This window comes from Alicyclobacillus hesperidum (assembly GCF_900107035.1).
In the GTDB taxonomy this organism is placed as follows: domain Bacteria; phylum Bacillota; class Bacilli; order Alicyclobacillales; family Alicyclobacillaceae; genus Alicyclobacillus; species Alicyclobacillus hesperidum.
The window spans coordinates 94,117-118,463 of record NZ_FNOJ01000009.1 but is presented as its reverse complement, the minus strand read 5'-3'; the positions used below and the strand labels follow the sequence as shown (position 1 = coordinate 118,463).

27 protein-coding genes are annotated in these 24,347 nt (G+C 54.3%); 20 read left to right on the top strand and 7 right to left on the bottom strand.

Annotated elements, in window-relative coordinates:
* Positions 1-155: 155 nt before the first annotated feature.
* From BLU70_RS08660 to BLU70_RS08630, 7 genes are all read left to right on the top strand, one after another.
* Positions 156-353 carry a hypothetical protein gene (locus BLU70_RS08660; protein ID WP_074693212.1) on the top strand — a complete coding sequence of 66 codons (198 nt, stop codon included), beginning with the start codon at positions 156-158 and terminating at the stop codon, positions 351-353.
* Between the two features lie 162 nt (positions 354-515).
* Positions 516-944, top strand: coding sequence for a universal stress protein (locus BLU70_RS08655; RefSeq protein ID WP_006446806.1), 429 nt, complete (start codon positions 516-518; stop codon positions 942-944).
* Between the two features lie 105 nt (positions 945-1,049).
* Entirely contained in the window at positions 1,050-2,009 is a 960-nt protein-coding gene (pfkA, locus tag BLU70_RS08650; protein ID WP_040289359.1) for a 6-phosphofructokinase, read from the top strand.
* 38 nt (positions 2,010-2,047) lie between these two features.
* Positions 2,048-2,983, top strand: a complete 936-nt coding sequence (locus BLU70_RS08645; RefSeq protein ID WP_074693211.1) for an L-lactate dehydrogenase — start codon at positions 2,048-2,050, stop codon at positions 2,981-2,983.
* Positions 2,984-2,995: 12 nt separating this feature from the next.
* Positions 2,996-3,424, top strand: coding sequence for a hypothetical protein (locus BLU70_RS08640; RefSeq protein ID WP_074693210.1), 429 nt, complete (start codon positions 2,996-2,998; stop codon positions 3,422-3,424).
* Positions 3,425-3,570: 146 nt separating this feature from the next.
* On the top strand, positions 3,571-4,095 hold the full coding sequence (locus tag BLU70_RS08635) for a hypothetical protein (RefSeq protein WP_143027503.1): 525 nt from the start codon (positions 3,571-3,573) through the stop codon (positions 4,093-4,095).
* Between the two features lie 133 nt (positions 4,096-4,228).
* The gene (locus tag BLU70_RS08630; RefSeq protein WP_074693209.1) at positions 4,229-5,122 is read left to right on the top strand and encodes a 3-hydroxyacyl-CoA dehydrogenase; all 894 of its coding nucleotides are present in this window, start codon (positions 4,229-4,231) and stop codon (positions 5,120-5,122) included.
* A gap of 63 nt (positions 5,123-5,185) precedes the next feature.
* On the opposite strand, the gene wrbA is transcribed toward BLU70_RS08630, so the two are convergent.
* Complete coding sequence (gene wrbA / locus BLU70_RS08625; protein WP_058094050.1) at positions 5,186-5,800, bottom strand: NAD(P)H:quinone oxidoreductase; 615 nt, start codon at positions 5,798-5,800, stop codon at positions 5,186-5,188.
* 160 nt (positions 5,801-5,960) lie between these two features.
* Here wrbA and BLU70_RS08620 point away from each other — a divergent pair, with 160 nt between their 5' ends.
* The 8 genes from BLU70_RS08620 to BLU70_RS08585 all read left to right on the top strand — a co-directional run bounded on the left by BLU70_RS08620 (position 5,961) and on the right by BLU70_RS08585 (position 15,593).
* Positions 5,961-6,644: a GntR family transcriptional regulator gene (locus tag BLU70_RS08620; protein WP_074693208.1), complete on the top strand. Its 684-nt coding sequence runs from the start codon at positions 5,961-5,963 to the stop codon at positions 6,642-6,644.
* A gap of 105 nt (positions 6,645-6,749) precedes the next feature.
* Entirely contained in the window at positions 6,750-8,117 is a 1,368-nt protein-coding gene (locus tag BLU70_RS08615) for an MFS transporter (protein WP_074693207.1), read from the top strand.
* Positions 8,118-8,283: 166 nt separating this feature from the next.
* Positions 8,284-9,432, top strand: a complete 1,149-nt coding sequence (dgoD, locus tag BLU70_RS08610) for a galactonate dehydratase (protein WP_074693206.1) — start codon at positions 8,284-8,286, stop codon at positions 9,430-9,432.
* On the top strand, positions 9,429-10,085 hold the full coding sequence (locus tag BLU70_RS08605) for a bifunctional 4-hydroxy-2-oxoglutarate aldolase/2-dehydro-3-deoxy-phosphogluconate aldolase (protein ID WP_176780864.1): 657 nt from the start codon (positions 9,429-9,431) through the stop codon (positions 10,083-10,085). The genes dgoD and BLU70_RS08605 overlap by 4 nt, the downstream gene beginning before the upstream one ends.
* 12 nt (positions 10,086-10,097) lie before the next feature.
* Entirely contained in the window at positions 10,098-11,144 is a 1,047-nt protein-coding gene (allD, locus tag BLU70_RS08600) for an ureidoglycolate dehydrogenase (protein WP_074693204.1), read from the top strand.
* 26 nt (positions 11,145-11,170) lie between these two features.
* Entirely contained in the window at positions 11,171-13,180 is a 2,010-nt protein-coding gene (locus BLU70_RS08595; protein ID WP_074693224.1) for a YjhG/YagF family D-xylonate dehydratase, read from the top strand.
* Between the two features lie 44 nt (positions 13,181-13,224).
* Positions 13,225-14,664, top strand: a complete 1,440-nt coding sequence (locus BLU70_RS08590; protein ID WP_074693203.1) for an aldehyde dehydrogenase family protein — start codon at positions 13,225-13,227, stop codon at positions 14,662-14,664.
* A gap of 11 nt (positions 14,665-14,675) precedes the next feature.
* Positions 14,676-15,593: a fumarylacetoacetate hydrolase family protein gene (locus BLU70_RS08585; RefSeq protein WP_074693202.1), complete on the top strand. Its 918-nt coding sequence runs from the start codon at positions 14,676-14,678 to the stop codon at positions 15,591-15,593.
* A gap of 73 nt (positions 15,594-15,666) precedes the next feature.
* Here the strand turns inward: BLU70_RS08585 and BLU70_RS08580 are convergent, their stop codons facing one another.
* From BLU70_RS08580 to BLU70_RS08560, 5 genes are all read right to left on the bottom strand, one after another.
* Entirely contained in the window at positions 15,667-16,221 is a 555-nt protein-coding gene (locus tag BLU70_RS08580; protein ID WP_040289367.1) for an acetate uptake transporter, read from the bottom strand.
* Positions 16,222-16,318: 97 nt separating this feature from the next.
* Positions 16,319-18,271, bottom strand: coding sequence for an acetate--CoA ligase (gene acs / locus BLU70_RS08575; protein ID WP_074693201.1), 1,953 nt, complete (start codon positions 18,269-18,271; stop codon positions 16,319-16,321).
* Positions 18,272-18,510: 239 nt separating this feature from the next.
* Entirely contained in the window at positions 18,511-18,801 is a 291-nt protein-coding gene (locus BLU70_RS08570; protein WP_074693200.1) for a DUF1292 domain-containing protein, read from the bottom strand.
* 121 nt (positions 18,802-18,922) lie between these two features.
* On the bottom strand, positions 18,923-19,279 hold the full coding sequence (locus BLU70_RS08565; protein ID WP_074693199.1) for a YlbF/YmcA family competence regulator: 357 nt from the start codon (positions 19,277-19,279) through the stop codon (positions 18,923-18,925).
* 66 nt (positions 19,280-19,345) lie between these two features.
* Complete coding sequence (locus BLU70_RS08560) at positions 19,346-19,834, bottom strand: IDEAL domain-containing protein (RefSeq protein ID WP_006446826.1); 489 nt, start codon at positions 19,832-19,834, stop codon at positions 19,346-19,348.
* A gap of 283 nt (positions 19,835-20,117) precedes the next feature.
* On the opposite strand from BLU70_RS08560, the gene BLU70_RS08555 reads away from it, so the two are divergent.
* On the top strand, positions 20,118-20,324 hold the full coding sequence (locus BLU70_RS08555) for a hypothetical protein (protein WP_040289370.1): 207 nt from the start codon (positions 20,118-20,120) through the stop codon (positions 20,322-20,324).
* A 75-nt stretch (positions 20,325-20,399) separates the two neighbouring features.
* On the opposite strand, the gene BLU70_RS08550 is transcribed toward BLU70_RS08555, so the two are convergent.
* Positions 20,400-20,801, bottom strand: a complete 402-nt coding sequence (locus BLU70_RS08550; RefSeq protein ID WP_040289372.1) for a YgaP family membrane protein — start codon at positions 20,799-20,801, stop codon at positions 20,400-20,402.
* A 183-nt stretch (positions 20,802-20,984) separates the two neighbouring features.
* On the opposite strand from BLU70_RS08550, the gene clpP reads away from it, so the two are divergent.
* The 4 genes from clpP to BLU70_RS08530 all read left to right on the top strand — a co-directional run bounded on the left by clpP (position 20,985) and on the right by BLU70_RS08530 (position 24,262).
* Entirely contained in the window at positions 20,985-21,563 is a 579-nt protein-coding gene (gene clpP, locus BLU70_RS08545) for an ATP-dependent Clp endopeptidase proteolytic subunit ClpP (protein ID WP_040289374.1), read from the top strand.
* A 74-nt stretch (positions 21,564-21,637) separates the two neighbouring features.
* Positions 21,638-22,789 (top strand): cysteine desulfurase family protein, encoded by a 1,152-nt coding sequence (locus BLU70_RS08540; RefSeq protein ID WP_244885164.1) that lies wholly within the window; start codon positions 21,638-21,640, stop codon positions 22,787-22,789.
* A 9-nt stretch (positions 22,790-22,798) separates the two neighbouring features.
* On the top strand, positions 22,799-23,965 hold the full coding sequence (gene thiI / locus BLU70_RS08535) for a tRNA uracil 4-sulfurtransferase ThiI (protein ID WP_074693197.1): 1,167 nt from the start codon (positions 22,799-22,801) through the stop codon (positions 23,963-23,965).
* A 57-nt stretch (positions 23,966-24,022) separates the two neighbouring features.
* On the top strand, positions 24,023-24,262 hold the full coding sequence (locus BLU70_RS08530) for a hypothetical protein (protein ID WP_006446833.1): 240 nt from the start codon (positions 24,023-24,025) through the stop codon (positions 24,260-24,262).
* Positions 24,263-24,347 lie beyond the last annotated feature (85 nt).

The following is a 24,347-nucleotide window of genomic DNA, read 5'->3' as shown; positions in this document are numbered from 1 at the left end:
AATCCATCCCCCGACGATAATCATGGGGAATTTCACACGATTTTTCCGGGGAAGTGACGTTGACGATTCGGGGTATTTTTACTCTACGTTAAACAATCGCCTTGGTGCTTGGGTGTTTTACTACGTTTGCGGCGCTGATGACCTTGGGGATGAACATGGCATATCTGCTCGCCGGCACGACAAGCACCAATCCGAACATGGTGATTTGGGAGATGTTTCTGCTCATCGGTGGGTTTAATGCCGCTTATGTCGGATTGGACTTTTTTATCATCCCGCGGTTACGGAGGTTCACCACACACTTTCAACCTAAGGGGGGCTCTGACTCTCGTCATGTAGGCAAGGTTTCTGCGTGATTCGAAGGAGGACACTGTGGATTCTGACCTTCTGGTCCAATATAACCAGTCGAAACATAGGCCTTGTGGAGATCGTGAAACAGTATGAATGTGCCTCATAGCCCGATTGGCACCGTCTTATGATGAAGTCAAGTTTGTGGCGAGAGTGAGGAGAGACTGATTATGAAAAAGATTCTTTTGGCGACGGACGGTTCGCAGGGAGCCTTCCAGGCAGGGGACATGGTAATTCAATTTCTGGACGCCTTTCCAGAGGCATCTGTCATCGCTTTGTATGTCACACCGCCTGCATATGCGACAGCAGGCATAGGCATCGGTTTTGTTGCAGAATTGCCTGAGGATGACTTGAAGAAAGTGGTCAATAACGTCAAGCAACGTGTTGAACATCAATTTGCTGGATATGAGTCTCGAGTACGGTTTCGGAGCGCATTCGGCCCGCCCGCCGTCACAATTTGTCAAATGGCGGATCAAGAGGCGGTAGACTTGATTGTACTTGGAAGTCATGGCTATGGCGTCGTAGACCGATTGTTACTTGGAAGTGTCAGTAGCAGTGTCGTTCATCGCTCGCATGTACCCACACTCGTTGTGAAGTGAGAATCTTGGTAGATGGCATTCCGAGAACGGATGAGCTACCCACATGCTAAAGCTAGCATGGCTTTGTACACTTTACCGAATCAATTCATAGTGGAAGTGATAACGATGAAGACGTTTGCTGTATTGACAAGCGGAGGCGATGCGCCAGGGATGAATGCGGCGATACGATCCGTTGTGAGAACAGCCTCATTTTACGAATGTAGGATTTTGGGTATTCGACATGGATATCAAGGAATGATCGATGACGATGTATTGGAATTGACCCCCGGTTCTGTAGGAGACATCATCCAACGGGGTGGAACAGTGCTTCAAACCGCACGATGTGAAGCTTTTAAGACGCCAGTAGGGTTGGCGAAGGGAATCGCGACCTTACAAAAGCATGGTATCGAAGGTCTGGTCGTCATTGGAGGCGATGGATCTTTTCGTGGAGCCTATGCACTGGCGCAGTATGGGATCCAGGTCATTGGAATTCCAGGTACCATCGACAATGATATTCCAGGGACGGACGAGTCCATCGGCTTTGACACCGCGGTCAATACGGCTGTTGAGGCCATTGACCGGATCCGCGATACAGCGAGTTCGCATGATCGTACGTACGTCGTAGAAGTCATGGGTCATCGTTCTGGGGCAATTGCTCTGTCGGTCGGCATGGCAGCGGGAGCGGCTTCCATTTTAATTCCTGAAGAACCGCAGGATCCTGATCGTGTTCTTGCGCAATTGAATAAGGCGCGAGAGCGTGGAAAAAAGCATCCGATTGTCATCGTGGCAGAAGGCGCGGCGTGCGCGATGGACGTGGGAGAGTTTCTGCGAAACCATATTGCATCGGAGGTGCGGGTAACTGTACTGGGACACATTCAACGGGGAGGCTCCCCGTCCGCCCGAGATCGGATCTTAGGGGGCCTTTATGGGACAGAAGCTGTTCGGTTGTTGCTAGAGGGGATGACGAATCACATGGTCGCGATGTGTGGCGCAAGAGTGACGGCAGTACCCTTTACGGAAGTCTTCGACCGACAACATGAAGCAAATCTTTTTTATCACCGGATTGCAGACATACTTGCGGTGTAACAGAGCCTGAAGATGAAACGAAGCAAGGTGATGAATGCATGGCAATCAAAACGAAGCCAACGCGCATTGTTGTGGTGGGAGCGGGCGCTGTAGGAGCCACAACCGCATATACACTGTTCTTACGGTCGCGAGCTGCAGAGATTGTTCTCATCGATACAAATGTTCGCAAAGCAAACGGAGAGGTCCTGGACATGCAACATGGTCTTCCGTTTGTTGGATGTTCAAGAATTTGGGTGGGAACGTACCAGGACTGCGCCGATGCGGACATCGTGATTGTAACCGCCGGTGTTGCACAACGACCTGGTGAGACCAGACAGCAATTGCTTGTTCGAAACGTTCGGATTATCCGAGATGTCGTCGGTCAACTGAGAAGTTGTAATTTCCAAGGTATTTTACTCGTTGCGACGAATCCCGTTGATGTACTTTCGTACGTGGCGAATCAAGAAGCCAATTTGCCTATAGGGCACGTAATAGGTTCTGGCACGGTTCTTGATAGCGCACGCTTTCGGTTCTTACTCGGGTCCGAGCTCGATGTCGATCCGAGAAGTGTTCATGCACATATCATCGGTGAGCACGGTGACACCGAGGTGCCTGTTTGGAGTACGGCAAACGTCGTTGGCACACTTATTGACCTCACAGCAGAAAAACGTCGACGTGTCGCGTTGCAGACTCGCAAAGCTGCGTACGAGATTATCGAGTCTAAAGGATATACCAGCTATGCGATCGCGCTGGCTTTGGATCGGATCTGTACCGCCATCTTGTACGACGAGCATGCGGTGTTAAACGTGTCCACTCTGCTCCACGAATATCGCGGCATATCTGATGTCTATATGGGCGTGCCGTGTGTCGTAGGAGCGAGCGGGGTCGAAAAGGTGATCGATTTGCCGCTGTCGGTGGGGGAGCAGACCGCCTTTGAGGCATCCGCACGAGAGCTGCGGGCGCGAATTCAAGAAGCATTAGCTGTTGCAAAATGAGGGGGAAGCATGATGAACACGGTCATGATTGTGAGCGAAATCGACGACGTTGATCGCTTGGGAAGCCTTAAGCAGTATTTTGATGTGGTCGACGATTTTCGGATTACTGTTCTGTATATCTCCGATCCGCAAGAAGGACTATGCCTTGATGCAGGGACCCATGCTCACTATATACTTCCAGACGCTGAACTGGTGTTCAAGCAGGAACTAGAAGAACATGTATCACATGTGTTTTTACATTGGCTCGATCGCGTCAAGTTCCGACACGAGGTCGGCAATCGCAGCGTGGTCATTGACCGCGTCATCCGGGAAGAGCATGCGGACATCGTGGCCGTATGTCGCAATCGATGTGATGAGGATTTACTAGCAAGCCTGGGGACACATCGTGTACTTTTTGACGATACAAGGCTAGATCTTCCACTCGCGACTAGCCAGCCATAACATCGTGCTTCCCCCTCCGTATGAGGGGGGCTACTCTTTTAGCATTCAGCGCCACTGGCTTCGAAGTTGACGGTCATATGTTGCTACCGCATTTTCATATTGAATATTCTAATTCTATTCGTTACAAAGAGGGGGGAGGTGGAATGATGACAAAGTCCGAAATGGCTTTGCAAATCATTCGAGGAGTCTTGATTGACATGGCTTTAAGGAATCGCGATCGCGAAACGTTTGAAAACGCTACCAATGCGGATTGGCGCGAACGAATTATTCTTGGACAACAAGAGACTCAATCCTCTGCAATTTATCACGGCATCAAAAACGAAATGAAAGAAGAAGGTTATGGAGACCAAGCCATTGAAGATGCTTTGCGACTTTTGTCACGACCGACGAGTTTGTTGGCCATGCACGCGATTCGGTCTTATCTAGATGGCATCAGTTCGCCATCCACTAGGGCGGTTGTGCAGCACTTCATTTCTCAGCCAACCATCATTTCGAAACTGAGACTATCATACGGGCCGCCGAGCGTTTACTCGAGTTGGTTTGTAATCGAGCGCGATCGCGTTGAATATATGGGCGAAACGGTTGAAACCTGTGAGGAACTCGCGGAGATTGCGGAACATCTGGACCTCGTTGTCATTTATCTGAGCCGGGATTCCTACTCATTTGCTTAGGCGACCGAGTTCGTCGGCCGAGTCGACGATGGAACTGGTGGGTTCCAGTTACGCAGGGAATGACCGTGCAACTTGCATTACTTTCCAAGTGGGGATACCGTTATACTTGAACGTCACGAAAGGAGGACTGTTGATGGATTTTCATTACATTATGGTGGCTGGTGGCGGCGTACTTGGCAGCCAGATTGCCTACCAGACGGCGTTTCACGGCTTTGAGGTGTATTTGTACGATGTGGACAACGAGGCAATCGAACGCGCCAAAAATCGAATCATTGGTTTGAAACCAGCGTATCAGCGCGACTTAAAAGCCACTGAAGGCCAGGTCAACGCAGCGTTTGCACGAATTCAGTTCTGCACAGATTTGAAGGAAGCTGTAGCCAAAGCCGATCTCGTCATTGAGGCGGTACCCGAAGTACCGGACATCAAAACGGCATTTTATGAACAGCTTGCCAAGGTAGCCCCGGAGAAGACCGTTTTTGCGACAAATTCGTCAACCTTATTGCCAAGTCAGTTCGCGGAGGCGACGGGGCGACCGAGTAAGTTTCTTGCTTTGCATTTTGCAAACTCGATTTGGGTGCACAATACAGCCGAAATTATGAAGCACCCGGGAACCGATGATCAGGTATTTCAGGACGTGATCGAATTCGCCAAAGCAATTGGCATGGTGCCGTTGCCGATTTACAAGGAGCAGCCTGGATATATTCTCAATTCACTGTTGGTACCTTTTTTGGAAGCTGCACAGATGTTGTGGGTGAACGGAGTGGCGGACCCGGAGACTATCGATAAGACGTGGATGATTGCGACTGGGGCACCCGAAGGGCCATTTGCCATCCTCGATACCGTTGGCGTGCGTACGGCTTACAATATTGCGAGTGGGAAGGCAAAGGCAGGAAAGCAAAAGTACGACCAACTGGCGGCCAAGCTGAAAGACATGATTGATCTTGGTAAACTGGGGCGTGAGTCGGGTGAAGGTTTTTACCGCTATCCACACCCAAGCTATCGCGATCCGGATTTCCTCAAAAGCTAAAGCTGAACGCGTCACCAAAAAACCCGCGCGGTGCCATACGTGCGCGGGTTTTTTGGACCTGTCTTATTGCGCTTGACCAGCCTTGATCCACTGTGCAACGGTGACTGTACGACGAGCTTGATGTTTGATGGCTGCGATGGTGCCTTCGTCGATGACGCCATCCTCTCGCGCTGTTACGCTTGTCCCATATGGATTGCCCCCGGACGTATAAGCGGATGCATCCGTGAAACCGGGAGCTGCGATGATGGTACCCCAGTGGTACATCGACGTGTAAAGCGCTAGGATGGTTGCTTCTTGACCACCATGCGGGTTTTGTGCGCTCGACATCGCGCTCACAACTTTGTTTGCTGTTTTGCCTTGAGCCCAGAGGCCGCCAAGCGTATCCATGAACTGTTTGAACTGCGAGGGTACGTTGCCAAAGCGCGTTGGCACACTAAAGATGATGGCGTCTGCCCACTCGACATCCGCTGCCGAAGCAATTGGAACCTCGCGCGTCCTGTCGTGGTGCGCCTGCCAGGCTGGGTTCGACGCGATAGCTTCTGGGGGAGCTAGTTCCGGAACTTTGAGCACTTTGACGTCGGCGCCCATTTCGCGTGCGGCGTCAGCAGCATATTGTGCCATTTGGTAGTTAGTGCCGGTGGAACTGTAGTAGATGATTGCGAGTTTGACCTTCGTCATGGCGATTCCCTCCAAGTTCTTGGTTTATCTCCGCAGAATCTCTCTCTTTACATCATATACTTACAATTTGTAAGCACATCATGCGAGAGCTATGATACGGCATAAACTTACTTTGTGTCAAATCCAAGACAAACATAAGCAAAGAAACGGGGTGTTGCGGTTGGCGGATGCGACGATATCGCCCTCTGTCACCTTGGGAGCCAAAATCGCAGATCAACTACGTTGTCGAATCGTTTCAGGAACGTTGGCCAAAGGGGAGGTGATATCGGAGAATCAACTGGCTCGCGAGTTTGGCACGAGCCGATCTCCGGTTCGCGAAGCGTTGCGCGAGTTGGCTCACGAAGGCGTGATTGAGCTAGCGAGAATGGGTGCGATCGTCAAAGGCTTGGATGCGGGAGACGTACAAGAATTATACGACGTTCGCTTCTTGATTGAACGCTTCGCGTTCAGCCGGGTTGCTGCGCAATCGGACGACGTACGATCCGCCTTGTGTATCGAGTTGACACAAATGGTCGATAAGATGGAATTGGCTGTGCGGCATGGCAACCACGTAGAATTTGCTGCTTGGGATTTACGGTTTCACGAGCGCGTTGTGGGAGCTGCAGGACACAAGCGGTTGTGGCATATGTGGGGTGAGATCCGGGAAATCGTGCACGCGACCCTAGCTGTGGTGACTGAACGGCGATTGGAACGTTGTCCCGACGATATGTCTGGGTCGTTAGAGCAACACCGCGAATTGGTCAAGGCACTCGTCGTTGGCGACGAAGACCTCGTGCAAGCTGTCGTTCAAAGACATTTGGAGGAGACGAAAAGCCTGGTTGAGACGCTATTTGGACTTTCCTAGACTGCCTTTCTGGGTAGTCATCGAACGGTTCATGTCGGAATAAGATGTCGACAAGTATACATGTCGATCGCGGGGAAATCCGCGTCGGCCAAAGGAGGTTAGCAGATGGAAAATGCGCTTGGTATAGAGCCAAGGGCAGCGGCGGCGATTTCGCGATTGGTGGAAAAGTACAGTCCAAGTGGAACCAAGATTGGCTGGCTCATGATTGCCTCTATTTTCATCGAGGCCTGGGATCTGTACTCCATCTCATTTGTCATTGTGTTCATTAAGGCCATCTACCATCCGTCCGCGTTGATGCTCGGTTTAGCATCTGCGGCAACACAGGGCGGGGCGCTCATCGGTGCCTTGATTGGTGGTTGGCTGACCGACAAAATCGGCCGCCGCGCGGTGTTTCTCGGCACCATGCTCATGTTCTTCGTCTTCGGCGTGTTGCAAGCGTTTGCAACGGATATGACGATGCTGGTCATCATCCGCTTTATTATTGGCATTCCGCTAGGTACGGACATTGCAAACGGTTATACGTACATCATGGAGTTCATGCAGAGCGGAAAGCGCGAAGTCATGGGCAATCGGTGGCAGATTATGTTCGCCGTCGGCGAGGTAGTAGCCATCGCGGTTGTTTTATTGTTCCTTGGCATTGGTGTCAAGGATGCTTTGCTCTGGCGGATCGTGCTTGGTTTGTCAGGCGTTCCGGCCATCATTCTGTTCTTCCTACGCCTCAACTTGCCAGAGACGGCCATTTGGCTCATCCAACGTGGTAGGTATCGTGAAGCGAAAGCCATCGCTCGTCAGATGTATGGCGATCCGCTGGAGATGCTTCCCGATGCTGACGAACCCGTTCCTACGCCCAAACTTCGCGAGTTTTTGCGAGATCTTCGCAAGGACCCTGTGCGGTTCCGGGCGAGCTTATACGGCTGGATCGCAGGTTTTATGCAAAACGGTGAGTTCGCAACGTTCGCTTTTTATCTACCGGTGCTATTCGCTCTCGTGCATGTGACCGGAACGTTTGACACGGATTTGATTACGCTTGCAGTCTATGTGGTGGCTCTCATCTCTGGTTTGGTCGGACCTCTGATCACGCCAAAAATTGGTCAGAAGAAACTCAGCATCTGGGGATTCTCGATTGTTGGTATAGCCCTTCTCATTGCGGCGGCTGCTCTGTACACAGGCCACAACATTCTTTTACCGTTTGCTGCGGGGCTGATGCTGTGGGGTCACTATTGGGATGCTGAAAACTGTATGACCATTCCGTCCATGGTTGCGTCGGCGCGCTACCGCGGAATTTCGAGCGGTTTTGCGTATATGTGGATCAAGGTGTCAGGTTTCTTAGGTATCTTTTTGTTCCCGTCGTTCTTTGCCATGATTGGAACGGCGAATGCGACGTTGTTCACCGTGTTGTTCCCGTTGTGTGGTTTGCTAGCTTCTGTTTTTATCCTTCCGGAAGTTTACGGTTACGTCAGCAAGGAAGGTTGATGTTTAACCCTATGAAAGAAACTTGATGTCTTCGGCACGAGTTACGTGCTATCGTTTATAATCAAAGAGAGGTTGTATACAAGTGTGCGGACCGGCAAGCCAACTCGTTGAAACCGCATACAAGCTGGCTTGCCGAGCCCGTGTTCCCTGGAATGAGGTGATGGCGGTGAAAATCGCCTCGGTTGAATGGTTTCTTGTTCCTCCCCGTTGGCTGTTTGTCAAGGTAACCGATGAAGAAGGTTTGACAGGCTGGGGAGAACCGGTCGTCGAGGGACGGGCGCGCACCGTGGCAGCGGCCGTAAGTGAGCTGCAGACGTACATCGTCGGCGCAGATGCGGATCGCATCGAAGATCTTTGGCAGGTTTTGTACCGTGGGGGGTTCTACCGCGGCGGTCCGGTCTTGATGAGTGCCATCGCAGGCATCGACCAGGCGTTGTGGGATCTCAAGGGCAAGCGCTACAACATGCCGGTCTACGAGATGTTAGGCGGTCGGGTACGCGACAAAATGCGGGTATATGCGTGGATTGGCGGCGATCGGCCGAGCGATGTCGGCATGGCGGCCAAAGCGCGCATGGAGCAAGGGTTTACCGCAATTAAAATGAACGCGACAGAAGAGATGCACTGGATTGACACGCATAAAAAGATCAATGCGGTACTGGAACGAGTACAGGCGGTGCGCGACGCGGTGGGCGAGGACTTTGGTATCGCCGTCGATTTTCACGGTCGTTTGCATCGTCCTATGGCTAAAGTCCTTGCCCAGGAACTGCGCCCTTTCGATTTGATGTTTATCGAAGAACCGGTATTGCCTGAAAATGACGAGGCACTGCGCGAGATTGCTCAGGTTGCCGCGATGCCGATTGCGACCGGAGAGCGGTTGTATTCGCGATGGGACTATAAACGGCTTTTGGCAGGGGGATACGTGGATATCATCCAGCCGGACTTGTCGCACGCAGGCGGTATTTCGGAGTGCAAAAAAATTGCCGCGATGGCCGAAGCCCACGATGTCGCACTTGCGCCTCACTGTCCCTTGGGTCCGATCGCGCTGGCTGCTTCGTTGCAATTGGACGCGTGCACGCCCAATGCGTTTATCCAAGAGCAGAGCCTCGGCATTCATTACAATCTCGAGAACGACTTGCTTGACTATGTCGAGGATCCTTCGGTGTTTGCCTATAACGACGGTTTTGTTTCGTTGCCTGACGGGCCGGGATTGGGGTTGAAAATTGACGAAGCCTCTGTGCAAGAGGCCGCCAAATGCGGACACGATTGGCGAAATCCTGTCTGGCGTAACGTGGATGGATCGGTGGCGGAATGGTGAGCAACGCATATGGGGAACGGTTTCGCCAGGCTGTTGCAGAGACGGGCGTGATCGCGATTGTGCGCGGTGTGCCGTCCACGCATGTCATCGAGCTAGGTCAGGCTTTGTACGCCGGCGGCGTGCGAGTGATGGAAGTGACGTTGAATACGCCGGATGCACACCGCTCGATTGCGGCTTTATGTCAGCATTTTTTCGGGCGCATGCAGATCGGGGCAGGCACTGTATTGTCGGCGAGTGAGGCAAGGGAAGCGATAGCTTTCGGGGCGTCGTTCCTAGTGGCACCCCATGTCGATCCGGTCGTCGTGGAGGCTGGTTTGGCGGAGGGCGTACCGGTCTTGCCTGGGGCGTTGACACCGAGCGAAATCGCGGCCGCGCTTAGGGCTGGTGCACCGATGGTGAAGGTGTTTCCAGCAAATCGCGGCGGCACTGCATACCTTCGGCAAGTGCAGGCAGTGGCACCCGGTTTGCCACTGGTGGCGGTTGGGGGCGTTACGTTGGCAAACGTCGAGGGGTTCTTCGTCGCTGGCGCGAAAGCGGTTGGTCTAGGCAGCTCACTCGTGGATCGCGAAGCGATTAAGGATGGCAATTACAGTGTGATCACATGCCGAGCGAAAGCTTTTATCGAGGCATACAGGCGTTCTCGGATCAGATAAGGAGGGGACTGGATGGCGGATGTGACGGTTTCGCACGCGGACCTTCGGAGGATGGTGCAAAGTGCATTGTCAGGGGCAGGCGTGCCGCGCGATACGGCGGGCGTTGTCGCGGATGTGTTGGTGCATGCCGATCTGCGCGGTGTGCATTCGCATGGTGTGTTGCGAACGGAACATTACGTGCACCGCGTGCGCGCGGGTGGGCTCAATCCGCATGCGACTCCTCGGTTTCGGCAAACCGGGGCAACGGCAGGGCTTGTCGATGGCGACGACGGCTTCGGACACGTCGTCGGGAAATTCGCGATGGAACGTGCCGTTGAACTGGCAGCCGTACACGGAATTGGCTTTGTCGGCGTGCACAACAGCAGCCACTGTGGCGCTTTGTCCTATTTCGTACAGATGGCCGCGGATGCCGGGTTCATCGGCGTGGCGATGACGCACACCGACGCATGCGTGGTGCCATTTGGTGGACGGCGCCCATTTTTCGGCACGAATCCTATCGCATTTGCGTTTCCAGCAAAGCGCCATCCACCCATCATCCTGGATATGGCAACGAGCGAAGTGGCATTTGGTAAAGTCCTGCAGGCACGCGAGGTCGGTAAACAGATTCCGACATCGTGGGGCGTTGACGCCGAAGGTCGGCCGACTGCGGATCCGTCTGCCGTGACTGCCTTATTGCCTTTGGGCGGAGCGAAGGGCTACGGACTGGCGCTTGCTATCGATGTCTTGTCTGGGATCCTCACCGGGGCAACCTTTGGACCCCATATCGTGCCGATGTACGGCGAATATGAACAGATGCGTAAGCTGGGGCACCTTTTCATGGCGCTCGATCCTGGCCTGTTTCACAATCGCGACGCGTTTGTTGAAGCGGTTGATCAGATGATCGACGAACTTCATCAAGAACCAGCGGCCGCAGGCTTCGCAGAAGTGCTCGTACCCGGTGAGCCGGAACAGCGCAAGGAGGCGCTGTATCGCGAGCAAGGTGTACCCGTTCCAGAATCTGTTTATCGGTATCTGGCCACGGCGGCCCACCATGATGTCTCTGACCAGAGTGAGGGATGACTGTGGACGATCAATATGCTCCATCGATGATGCAACTGGCAGAACTACTCGCGTCGTATCGTGACGACTTGTACGAGATTCCGACGCACGCGCCTGGGCCTTCCGGCCGACTGCCGCTGACGCCTGAAATGCTCAGAACGTGGGCGAGTGGAGACCTCTTTGGGCTCTCGCAAAACGTTGGTATGGGATGGGATCCCAAAAAAGTGCTCGGTCAGCACATGCTCATTATCAGCACGCAAGGAGGGTTGCGCGCCGCTGACGGATCGCCAGAGGCTCTCGGTTATCACACGGGCCACTACGAAATTGGGCTGCTCGTGCAAGCGGCAGCGCGCGAATTGCGACGGCTTGGCGCAGTGCCATTTGCAGCAGCTGTCAGCGACCCCTGCGACGGCCGTTCCCAAGGTACCGCGGCGATGTTTGACTCGCTGCCATATCGCAATGATGCCTCTTTGGTCATGCGGCGCCTGATTCGGTCGTTGCCTACCCGCAAGGGTGTACTCGGTGTGGCAACGTGCGACAAGGGACTTCCGGCGACGATGATGGCCTTGGCTTCCATCGGGCGCTTGCCCGGCGTGCTCGTGCCCGGCGGCGTGACCCTTGCACCAGCGGAGGGCGAAGATGCTGGTAAGGTGCAGACCATTGGTGCGCGCTTCGCGCACGGGGAAATCAGTCTCGAATATGCGGCGGAAGTTGCTTGTCGAGCCTGTGCTAGCCCTGGTGGTGGATGTCAATTTTTGGGGACCGCAGCAACTGCACAGGTTGTGGCCGAAGCATTAGGGATGGCGATTGTCCATTCTGCACTCGCGCCTTCTGGACAGCCGATATGGGAAGAAGTAGCGGTGCATTCGGCCCGCGCTTTGTTGCGCCAAGCTCAACTTGGATGGGGAATGGCAGATATCCTGACGGACGCTGCGGTGCACAACGCCATGGTGGTGCACGCGGCAATTGGCGGATCCACCAACCTGCTCCTGCACATCCCGGCCATCGCGCATAGCGCCGGGCTGTCGATGCCGACGGCCGCCGATTGGCGTGAAGTCAACCAGGCTGTGCCGAGGATCGTCAGCGTGTTGCCGAATGGGCCTCTCGATTATCCAACCGTGTATGTTTTTTTGGCTGGTGGTGTGCCAGAAATCATGTTGCATTTGCGGCGTGCGGGGCTGCTCGAGACTTCGGTCAAAACGGCATCAGGTTGTAGCTTAGACGACGTTCTCGATTGGTGGCAGGATTCAGAGCGCCGGCGGCGTGTGCGGGATCGGCTCAAAAGTGCAACAGGTGTCGATCCGGACGACGTCATTATGTCTCCCGACGTTGCGCGAGCGCGCGGTCTAACCTCGACCGTCACATTTCCGACGGGCAACCTGGCCCCCGATGGGGCGGTGATCAAATCGACGGCCATCGATCCGTCCGTCGTCGATGCTGATGGTGTGTATCGACACATTGGCCCGGCCAAAGTGTTTACGAGTGAGCGGCAGGCGATAGCGGCCATTAAAGGCGGCGCAATTGAGCCGGGCGACGTCTTGGTGCTCATCGGGCGTGGTCCAACCGGGACGGGTATGGAAGAGACCTATCAGTTGACCTCTGCACTCAAGCATCTATCGTTTGGTAAACATGTTGCCTTAATTACCGACGCTCGTTTTTCCGGGGTCTCGACAGGCGCTTGTATTGGTCACGTCGGCCCCGAGGCCTTAGCCGGTGGCCCCATTGGAAAACTGCGCGATGGAGACGTCATCGAGGTGATTGTTGATCGGATCCGACTGCAGGGGTCTGTCAATTTCGTGGGTGTCGGGGACGAGCGATTCGACGCAGAGGAGGGGACGAGGATTCTTGCAAAGCGGGAGCCTCATCCAGACCTCGCGCCGGATCCCGATCTACCTGACGACACGCGTTTGTGGGCGGCACTACAGCGTGCCAGCGGAGGGCCCTGGCGGGGGGCGATATACGACGTAGAGCGAATTCTACAGGTCATCGAAGCTGGGATCGCGGCTCTCGCAGCGAACGACGATGAAACGAGTAACCAGCATGTGACGCAGATTTGATGCGAGTACGATGATTCATGTTCGTAACACGGGAGGGTATTGTTTTGGAAGCAAAAAATTGGGTAGCTGGCGAATGGATGATACCAAACGGCGGATCGTACGTTGTCAACAATCCGTCGCGTCTCTCTGAGGAAGTAGGCGTCGTCCATACGTCGGAAGAAGCCGATGTTATCACGGCTGCAGAGGCGGCGAGACGTGCGTTGCCGGGATGGGCGGGGCTTGCTGGCTCGAAACGAGCAGATTTTCTCTACAAAGCGGCGGATTTATTGGCCGCACGTGCGGACGAAGTTGCGGTTTTGGCCAGTCGTGAGATGGGGAAACCCATCGGTGAGATGAAGGGTGAGGTTGTCCGTGGTGTCAATCTCCTGCGTTACTATGCCGCTGAAGGGGTACGTGCTGTCGGCAGTGTGATTCCGGCCAGCCAGGAAGGCGTGCTGCAGTATACAAAGCGTGTCCCACTCGGTGTCGTTGGCGTGATTACGCCGTGGAATTTCCCAGTCGCCATTCCAATTTGGAAGATGGCGCCGGCACTCATTTGCGGAAACACCGTTGTCTGGAAACCTGCCGAATTTGCATCTCTGACCGCCTCCGCCGTGGCTCAAGTGTTCGCTGACGCTGGACTGCCGCCAGGTGTGCTCAACCTGGTCGTTGGGGACGGTGCTGTCGTCGGCCAGGCACTCGTTGAACACGCGGCGGTGGACGCCATCAGCTTTACCGGATCGACCACCACTGGTATGCGTGTCGCGACAATTTGTGCTGGCCGCAACATGAAGTATCAAACGGAAATGGGTGGCAAGAACGCCGCTGTTGTCCTTGCCGACGCTGACCTATCCGTCGCTATACCGGCTGTGGTGAGCGGCGCGTTTCGATCCGCTGGACAAAAGTGTACGGCGACCAGTCGCATCATCGTCGAAAAGTCCATCTATGAACCGTTCGTGGATGCGCTTTCGGCAGCAGTGCGCGAACTGTACGTCGGCGATGCGCTGGATCCGAAGACCTACTTGGGACCGGTGGCTTCCAAGAGCCAGTACAGTAAAGTGCAATCCTATGTCGATCTCGCGAGATCGGAAGCGAGCCTCATCGTCGAAGGCGAGTTACAAGTCTCGCCTGATACGGGCTATTATGTACGCCCGTTGGTTGTGACGGGAATGGACGTCGGTCACGCTTTGGCACAGGAAGAGGTTTTCGGGCCCCTGGCTTGTATCCTCACAGCGGATGGATTCGACGAGACCGTGGAGCAGTGTAATCGCACGGTATATGGACTTAGCGCGTCCGTTTTTACGAGAAATCTTGAGCGGGCGATGCGTTTTCTAGACGCAGCAGAGGCAGGCATGGTTCGCGTCAACCTTGAGTCGGCGGGCGTCGAATATCAGGCCCCGTTTGGCGGAATGAAGCAATCCAGCTCGCACACGCGCGAACAAGGCCAAGCTGCACTCGACTTTTACAGCCAAGTAAAGACGTGTGCGGTCTATTACGGCGCATAGGAGGGAATGGGATGAAAACTATCCGTTATATGCATCCGGTAGACGGTTCCGTTCATCTTGGCATTGTGGTCGGCGACGATGTCTATAGCGTTACGGACAAGGTTGCATCGTGGACAGATCCTGTGCCCATGTGGCAAACGCTACGGGCATTGCACCTGGACATGCGCTCGGTTGAGGAGCGGTTATGCGTTGGGGATTCGTTATCCTATCGAAATCTCACCAGCGAAGGTCGTCTTTTGCCTCCAGTGCTGGCACCTGAAGTTTGGGCAAGCGGCGTCACATACGAGCGAAGCCGAGTCGCTCGCAACGCCGAGACACAGCTGCAAGACAGCGTATACGATCGCGTCTATACCGCGACACGTCCCGAACTGTTTTTCAAGGCCACAGCCGAGCGCCTGGTCCCACCTGGTCAATCCTTAAAGTTGCGCTCGGACTCCGCATGGATGGTGCCTGAGCCTGAATTGAGTGTCGTTATTTCCAGCCATGGCGATATCATTGGCTACACGATTGGCAATGACCTGAGCTCGCGCGATATTGAAGGTGAAAATCCGTTGTATTTGCCGCAGGCCAAGATTTTTGCGGCGAGCTGTTCGTTGGGACCTGCGCTCGTGTGGTGCGATCCCACTGTCGACCCGCTGGCATGGGAGATTGAGATGCGGATCGAACGTGCTGGAGACACGGTGTTCTTGGGAAACGTCGCCTTGACACAACTGCGACGTCCACTTTCTGAACTTGTCTCCTATCTCTTGCGCGATAATCCCATTCTTGATGGCACCACGTTGATGACCGGGACCGGAATCGTGCCGCCGGATGAATTCACATTGCAACCAGGAGATGTTGTTGCCATTGAAATTCAAGCCATAGGACAATTGGTCAATCCGATTTCAGCGCAGGGTACGCGTACAGTTGCCATGGAGGCTAAAGTTTAAAGTCGATTTTGTTCGCCTAAAAAGGACCGCCCACCAAATAGGGGCGGTCCTTTTTTACGAATTGAGAACAGAGTTAGCTACGTGCGACCGGTCGACCGAGTGGCAGAATGGTCTTGCCTGCGGTGGCGTTAATCACCGTTGCAAAGGAGGTATACAAGGCCGTGAGGCCACAGATCAGGCCAACCCATCCGCCCGGTTGACTGCCCATCACGCCAAAGCCGTGAAATGCTAGCAAGAAGAAGGCGAGCCACAGCGTTAAAAAGACGAAGAACAACGCCCGATTGAGATAGAACGTGCCAATCCAAAGGAATAAAGTCAGGATGCCAAAGAACAACAGAAATACGCCTAACCCGGCCGGGGGTGCCGCCTTCTCGATAAAATAGAACGCAATCCAGAAGGCACCGTACGATGAAAAGGCTGTAGCTCCGAACGTGTTTCCTTTGCGAAACTCCCACATGCCGGCGATAAACTGAGCGCCGCCGCCGTAGGCAAGAGCTAAGCCAAGGACGACACCCAGAGCGCCTGCGCTGATGACGCCCGCATTGATCAGACTAAGGATGCATGTTGTAATACCGAATCCGGCCAACCCAAGCGGGCCGGGATCGGCGATTTTTGTTTGTTCTGCCATGGCAAATCCACCTTCTTTCCCAATGTCGCGAGTGGTGCGACAACGACATTCCGGTACAATCGTCGAAGTTCAGGTTGTGGACATCACCCCCCTTGCGTCAGTCCTGATCCTTGTATTGCGCTTTCAGCGCTTCCACAACGCTTGGATCGGCCAACGTCGTCGTGTCGCCAATGACCCGCCCTTCGCCGATGTCGCGCAATAGGCGGCGCATGATTTTGCCACTGCGTGTTTTGGGCAATTCTGCTGTAAACAGAATCTCTTCAGGCCTGGCCATCGCGCCAATTCGTTCGACGACGTACTGTTTTAATTCAGTGACGAGATCGTCGGACGACGCGACGCCTTCGCGCAGGGTGACAAACGCGGTGATGGCCTGGCCTTTCACTTCATGTGAGCGGCCAATGACGGCCGCTTCGGCAACTGCCGGATGCGCGACGAGAGCGCTTTCCACTTCGGCGGTGCCAATGCGATGTCCCGACACGTTGATAACGTCGTCGATGCGTCCAAGAATCCAAATATACCCGTCTTCGTCGAGGTGAGCACCGTCGCCTGGCAGATAGATACCTTCGAACTTGCCAAAGTACGTTTTGCGGAAGCGTTCGTCGTCACCCCAGACCGTGCGTAGCATCGATGGCCAGGGCTTGGTGATGACCAGATACCCACCATGGCCAGGGGGAACCGAGTTGCCATCCTCGTCGACAATATCGACTGCGATGCCGGGAACGGGCCTGGTGGCGGAACCAGGTTTCGTCGTGATTAAGCCTGGCAGTGGTGCGATCATGGCGCAACCTGTTTCGGTTTGCCACCACGTGTCGACAATGGGGCAGCGCTCTTGGCCGACGTACTTGTGGTACCACATCCATGCCTCTGGATTGATGGGTTCACCCACGGTCCCAAGCAGGCGAAGCGAGCTTAAATCGTGCTTTTCGACATACTGCGAGCCCCACTTCATGAACATGCGGATGGATGTCGGTGCGGTATAGAGAATGGTCGCGCCGTACTTTTCGGCAATTTCCCAATACCTATCGCGATCCGGAAAATCGGGAGAACCTTCGTACATGACAACGGTGCCACCGGCTGACAGTGGGCCGTATACGAGATACGTGTGGCCAGTGATCCAACCAATATCCGCCGTGCAGAAGAAGACGTCGTTATCTTTGAGATCGAATACAGTGCGCATCGATGTGTTGACACCTGTCAAATACCCAGCCGTCGAGTGGACAATGCCTTTCGGCTTGCCTGTCGTTCCTGACGTATACAGCAAAAACAAATAGTCTTCCGAATCCATCGGCTCTGCTGGATATGGGGAAGTAGGGGCACTCGCCATGAGATCTTGCCAACGGACGTCGCGGCCCTCGTGTAGCGCAATGCCGGCCTCGGCACCCACGCGCTCAACGACGACGACTTTTTCAATTGGGGTGTCGACTACGGCTTCATCGGCGTTTGCCTTTAAAGGCACGATTTTACCGCGTCGCCAACCGGCATCCGCTGTGATGAGGAGTTTGCTGTCCGCGTCGATGATCCGATCGCGCAGGGCTTGTGCGGAAAATCCTCCAAATACCACTGAGTGAATGGCCCCGATCTTGGCACACGCGAGCATCGAGATCGGCAGTTCAGGTACCATCGGCAAATAGATGGTGACGCGGTCACCTTTTTGTACACCCAGTTCGCGCAGCGCGTACGCGGCTTTGTCGACCTCGCGCCGCAACATATCGTATGTGAGTACACGACTGTCACCAGGCTCGCCTTCCCAGATGATGGCGGCTTTGTTCTTGCGATGTGTCAAGGTGTGACGATCCACGCAGTTGTATGCGGCATTCAGTTTTCCGCCGATAAACCATTGGGCGTGCGGCGGCTCCCAATTGCAAACGCTTTCAAAATCTTTAAACCAAGTGAGCTCTTGAGCCTGCGTCGACCAAAATGCCTCTGGATCCTGCAGGGCGGATTCATAAATCCCTTCATCCTGAAAATTTGCCTGCTGACGAAACGATTCCGCAGGAGAGAAGGTCCGGGATTCGTGCAACAATGTATCGAGTTGTTCTTTTGGACTCATTATGTCGGCTCCTTTCGACCAGTCGCATCATATGACGATAACGACAAGTTCAATTGGTTGTTATTATCATAGAATAAGTTGTCTGAGAAAACAATCAGTGAGGGTGAGTGTGGTGGTAAACACTATATGTGGGCGATTCTGCAATATGATTGCTGACGCAGGGATGGTTCCAGCAAAAAGGCTGCTCCTTTGCGCAACTTGTGCGCCAGCGAGCAGCCACATGACGAATGAAGTGACAATCAGGCTTCGTCGTCTTCAGAGTCGTCGAACAGATCGTCGTTATACGCGTCCACTACACGTTGCCATTCTTCGTCATCATCGATCTCGGCCAGAACCATTTGATCTCCATCTTCACCATCAATTCGGAAAATGACGCCTTCTTCCATTTCCTCGTCAATCGGCAATAGAACGGCATAGTCCTTTTCATCGACGGTCAACACTTCGCCGAGGACAAATTGATGTTCCTGTCCGTTTTCGTCTTCGAGTACGATGATTTCATCGTCGTGATCATGCAAATGTTCATCCGCCATCGCAAGCTCATTCCTATCCGATATCAAAATTTGGCTGGTGCCATGCCTGAAAAACATAACACCATATGGTACGAGTGTCAACGAATCATGGTTGAAACATACCGCAAAACAATCCGACGCGCTACATGTTTTGCGGAGGTGCTGCGATGGCGGCAGCAAGGCGGCTGGTGACGGCATCAAGCAGATCATTCAACTGTCTTTCGGCCGCTTCGAACGATTGGACATCAGGGATGCGGTTGAGCTCGGACAGCAGGGCATCCGCCTTTTCGAGTAGATGCCGATAGTGCAATGGTGGCACTTTGCGGGCCTGAAATTTCCCAACCTGTTCGCGCAGGTCGCGAAACTGCCGCAATAAGGCGGAGGCCTCGCGGTTTGCGGAAAGACGAGCCTGCGCCTCGCGATATGCTGCAGCCTCGTCCGATTCGGCAATCAAGTCAGCCAATTCGCTCGCTTGCACAAGTAGCTGGTTTCTATCCAAGACCCATCACCCCCTGTCAGCCTAACCCGTGCGCATCAGACTCATACTAGGGGCACTGCGAACTCGTTACAAAAGTCGGCGCGTACGCCAGAGAGCCGACTCTTCCTCGCGATCAATCTCTTCGAGTTCTTTGACTGCGATCTCAAAGGCGACTCGATCACGCCGATCCAGCGCTTGATCAATCTGCATGCGAATTCGTTCGCGCCGAAGTGCTCGTGCTTCCACCTCGGACAACACTTGCTGTACTTCTGGCGGAATAGGTAGGTCTGGTAGATTCACAAAAACGTACAGCTTGTCGCTGGACGAGGTATTGGCAAAAAACGACTGCAACGCTGGCAGGATTTCTTCTGCCTGGCTCACTTTCTTAATGCGCCCGTTAATAGGAAGACGAGCAATCATGCCATGGCGGCCGATGATGAGCAGTGGCACGTTCTCCAGCACGATGTTGGTTGCTTCGAGTTGGCCGTTACGAGCAGCGAGAAAATCGATGACTGCTTCAGCCCCTGCAGGGAGAAGTTTGGTTTTCAAAATCAAGATATCGTCTTTTGTCATCATCGAGTGTTCACTCCTTTTGGCGGAGTTTGCTGTTCTGACCGATCATACGCCTGGTGACATGCCTTCGCGCACCCTGTACACGAAGCGGCAGCTTACAAGCTTTACAATTGAAAAAACGGCGCTAGTCCGTGCGGCTCGCTTGTGACCACCGAAAGTGGTGCAAATATTGTAGCAGAAGAGCGGTCTAAAGGAAACGTGACAAACGCCAAATTCCCAGGTCACACATGCTTTCCCTGTGTCGCGCACCGCGTCGACGACATACTATCCGTGGGGGGATGGGCCGATGAACGAGTGGGTGTATTTCGCGGGGTTGTACGACAGCAAGTTCGAAGCGTACTGTGCGGTGATGTGGGTCGAAGCCGACGAACGCATTCGACGCACGGCGCAGCCCACGGAAGTCGAAGTTTACCGTTCGCGCAATGGGAAATACGGCGTGCGTTTTCGTTCGCAAACCACGGGCGCGGCGAGCCGCTCGCTTGTTCGCCATTAGGCATCGACCATCTTTTGTACGAAATATGAAAAACAGCCATCCAATGCGGATGGCTGTTTTTCACATGGTTGATTCTCAGTGCTGCGTCGAGGGGTAATCGTCATCGCGATCCATCAAAAACGCGACGACTTCTTCGGGCAAATGGTCGCGCTCTTGCCCTTTCTTCTTTACTTCATCGCCCTGCTTTCCGTTAGCAGAAGACGGTTGGGCCGATTTTGTCTGTTGACTTGATGCCGCTTGTCCCTGCTTGCCTTGCTGCACTTGTGTGGTTTGTTGCTGAGGATTGAATAATGCTTGTGCTGCCGAGCGAATAGGGCACCAGCCAGTGACGCCTTCGGCAACCTTCATCGCGCCATATCCCATTAAAAAGGCTTTGGCGAGCGGTGATTGGCGCCTGCCGCGAGCGGCGCTGGCAATGCTGATGACACCTGTCGCCAGCCGGAAGTAGCGATCCGCCATAGACAAGTTTGCTTGCACGCTATCGCCTCCTTTGTGGTCAGTCATGCACAGTATCCGCAAGGCGGCGAAAGCCCATGCTCACGCACAGGCAGATCACATGTTTTTTTTATGATTGAATTGACTTTGACTATCATTGACTAAATGGCGTTTTTCGTACATCATGGGTATTGTAAGAGGTGTGATGAAGAGGAGGCTTGGGGTATGAGTTTAATTCCATATGTAGTGGAACAGACCTCGCGTGGCGAGCGCAGTTATGACATTTACTCGCGCTTGTTGAAAGATCGGATCATCTTTTTGGGCACTGCCATTGACGACGATGTCGCGAACGCAGTTGTCGCTCAGCTTTTGTTTTTAGCCGCCGACGACCCGGATAAGGACATCCAGATGTACATAAACAGCCCTGGTGGCTCGGTCTCGGCCGGCCTTGCGATTTATGATACGATGCAGCATATCAAACCAGACGTCAGCACAATGTGTGTCGGTATGGCGGCGAGTATGGGTGCGGTGCTTTTGACCGCGGGTGCAAAAGGAAAGCGATTTGCGCTACCCAATTCGGAAGTCATGATTCACCAGCCGCTGGGTGGTGCACGCGGGCAAGCGTCTGATATCGAAATTCACGCGCGCCACATTTTAAAAACGCGCGAACGTTTGAATAAGATCCTTGCCGAGCGCTCAGGACAGCCTTTAGAACGCGTCGCACAGGATACGGATCGCGATAACTTTATGTCGGCCGAAGAAGCGAAGGCGTATGGCCTGATCGACGAGGTCATTTATCGGTAATCGCGGTTCTGTGCCAAGTACCGAGGTGCGTGATGCGCCTCGGTCTTTTCATTGGGGGGATTTATTTGGAAGGTGTGCTCTACTTCGATTACGCGGCAACAGCGCCGTTGTCGCCTGTGGTGCGCGCAAGGCTGCACGAGTGGATCGATGTATTTGGCAACCCCTCGTCGTTACACCGGATCGGGATGGAAGCTGAAGCGCTATTGAGTCAGGCGCGCACGACCCTGAAAGAGGCATTGGGAGCAGAGCATGGGGACATCGTTTTTACGGGCGGCGGCACCGAGGCTAATAATCTAGCAATATTCGGGAGTGTTGAACTGTTGCACAACCGAGGGTGCCACGTCGTGACCACGGCCGTCGAACACCCGGCAGTTCGCGAGGCGTTTGGCAGGCTCAAGGAGCGCGGGTTTGAGGTTACTTACGTGCGTCCCAACGAACAAGGCGATATTGACGTCGACGACGTGCTGTCGGCTGTGCGCCCCGATACGTCCTTCGTTTCGGTCATGCATGTCAACAATGAGACTGGTGCCATCTTTCCTGTCGAGGCGTTGGCGGACAAGCTCTCGGCACGGCCGAAAGTCCGTTTTCACGTCGATGGAACACAGGCCTTAGGGAAGATTCCCGTGTCACTTGTGCGCCATAACAATATCCATCTCTATACTGCATCTGGGCACAAGGTCGGCGGACTCAAGGGTGTGGGTATGCTCTACGTCCGCCAGGGCGTGCGCCTGTTGCCGCACGTCGTGGGGGGCGGTCAGGAGTTTGGCTTGCGCTCTGGCACGGAAAACGTGCTAGGTGCCATCAGTTTTGCCGAAGCAGCGCGGGAAGCGGTAAAGGACATGGAGGCCGCACGACAAAATGCACTTACACACAGGCAATGGTTCGTCAATCGTCTGAATCAGATTGGGCATTGGGTCGTGTTTTCGCCGCGAACCCCCTCGCCCTACATCGTTTACGCGGCATTGCCCGGGCTTAAGGGCGAAGTCATCGTCCATGCATTGGAGGAAAAAGGGCTATACGTCTCGGCCGGCAGTGCTTGTTCCAGTGGTAAGCGATCTCGCCAGCCAAGTCACGTGTTGACGGCGATGGGCGTGGACAAGCGCGTCGCGGAGGGTGCCGTTCGCTTTTCATGGAATCCGCGTACATCGCGGACAGATCTCGAACGCGCATTGGCCGTGGTGGAGGAACGCACGCAGTGGTTACTTGGCATGATGGGAAGGCGGTAGAGGACATCGATGTACAATCACATCTTGATACGTTACGGGGAATTGACGACAAAGGGTGCCAATCGCTCTGATATGGAGCAGATTCTTGAGCGCAACGTGCGCCAGGCGTTGGCCGCGTGGCCGCAAGTGCGCGTGGGTCGCATTCATACGCGCATCGTCGTCGAACTCCATGGGGCTCCGGTCGAACCGGCATTGCAAAAATTACAGCGCGTGTTTGGTATATCCTCGTTTTCTCCTGTCGCGGTTGCGCCGCTTGACATGAAAGCGATCTGCGAAACGGCTATCCAGGTCGTCAAGCACGAATTGGCGGGCAAAGGGGCATTTAAGGTCGAGGCAAGGCGTGGCAACAAGCAGTTTCCGCTCGACAGCCCTGCCATTGCGCGTGAAGTGGGCGCATCGGTCCTGCGGGCTCTGCCGGACACTCGCGTCGATGTCCATCAGCCAGACCTGGTGCTGGAAGTCGACGTTCGCAAGGCGCAGGCCTATGTGTATCCGCGGCGCGTGCCAGGGCTTGGCGGATTTCCAATCGGTATGAGCGGTCGCGCGATCGCACTGTTATCCGGTGGCATCGACAGCCCTGTCGCTGTCTGGAAGGCGATGAAGCGTGGATTGTCACTCGATCTGGTACACTATCACAGTTTTCCATTCACGAGTGAGCGAGCGCAGCGAAAGGTCGAGGATTTGGTAGGCATCCTTGCGCAGTGGGGAGGCCGGCTGCCTTTACATCTTATTTCGGTCACCGAGATTCAGGCGGAGATTCGCAAACATTGTCCGGAAAGTTTGCGAACCGTGCTTCTGCGTCGGATGATGTTCCGCATTGCGACCCAATTGGCCACGGAATGTCGCGCTGGTGCGCTCATCACCGGCGACAGTCTGGGGCAGGTGGCGAGTCAAACCTTGTCGGCGCTCAACGCCGTCGACGCGGCGACCACACTCACCGTAATTCGGCCTTTGGCGACAGAGGATAAGCTGGACATCATCGATGTTGCGAAACGGATTGGAACGTACGAGACTTCTGTACAGCCGTTTGATGATTGCTGTTCGTTGTTCGCGCCAAGGCGCCCGAAAACCAATCCTAAACTAGACGAAGTTGAGCGCGCTGAGGAGCGTTTAGACGTCGAAAACTTAGTGGCAGCGGCGCTCGATTCGCGCGAATGCAAAATGATTGGGGCATAAGTGCGGGGGATGGATGGTCGGCGGATCGGACACGCTACTAGCGGAGGTGGCGGTGGAGTGCAAACCATCCGAACCGTATTTCGCCTTTTTCGGACGTTTTCCATGTTGTACACGCTTTGGCGTGGTTCACGCGCGACCCAAATCTTATACATTGGCTCGTTGGTGTGGCGCTTTCTGCGCGGTCAAAAGGTACGTCCACGGCCGCCGCGCGTCGTCGTCACATTTGTCGATCCGCACACAGAAGCGATCTACAAACGACGGGGCTGGCGGCGGATCGAGCGACGGTCTGGGAACTGATGCCCTCTTTGGTTGCGATACGTTTAATCATTCTTACAAGTGGTTATAACAAATGATAGCGTCGTGATAACCACGACAGAACGAA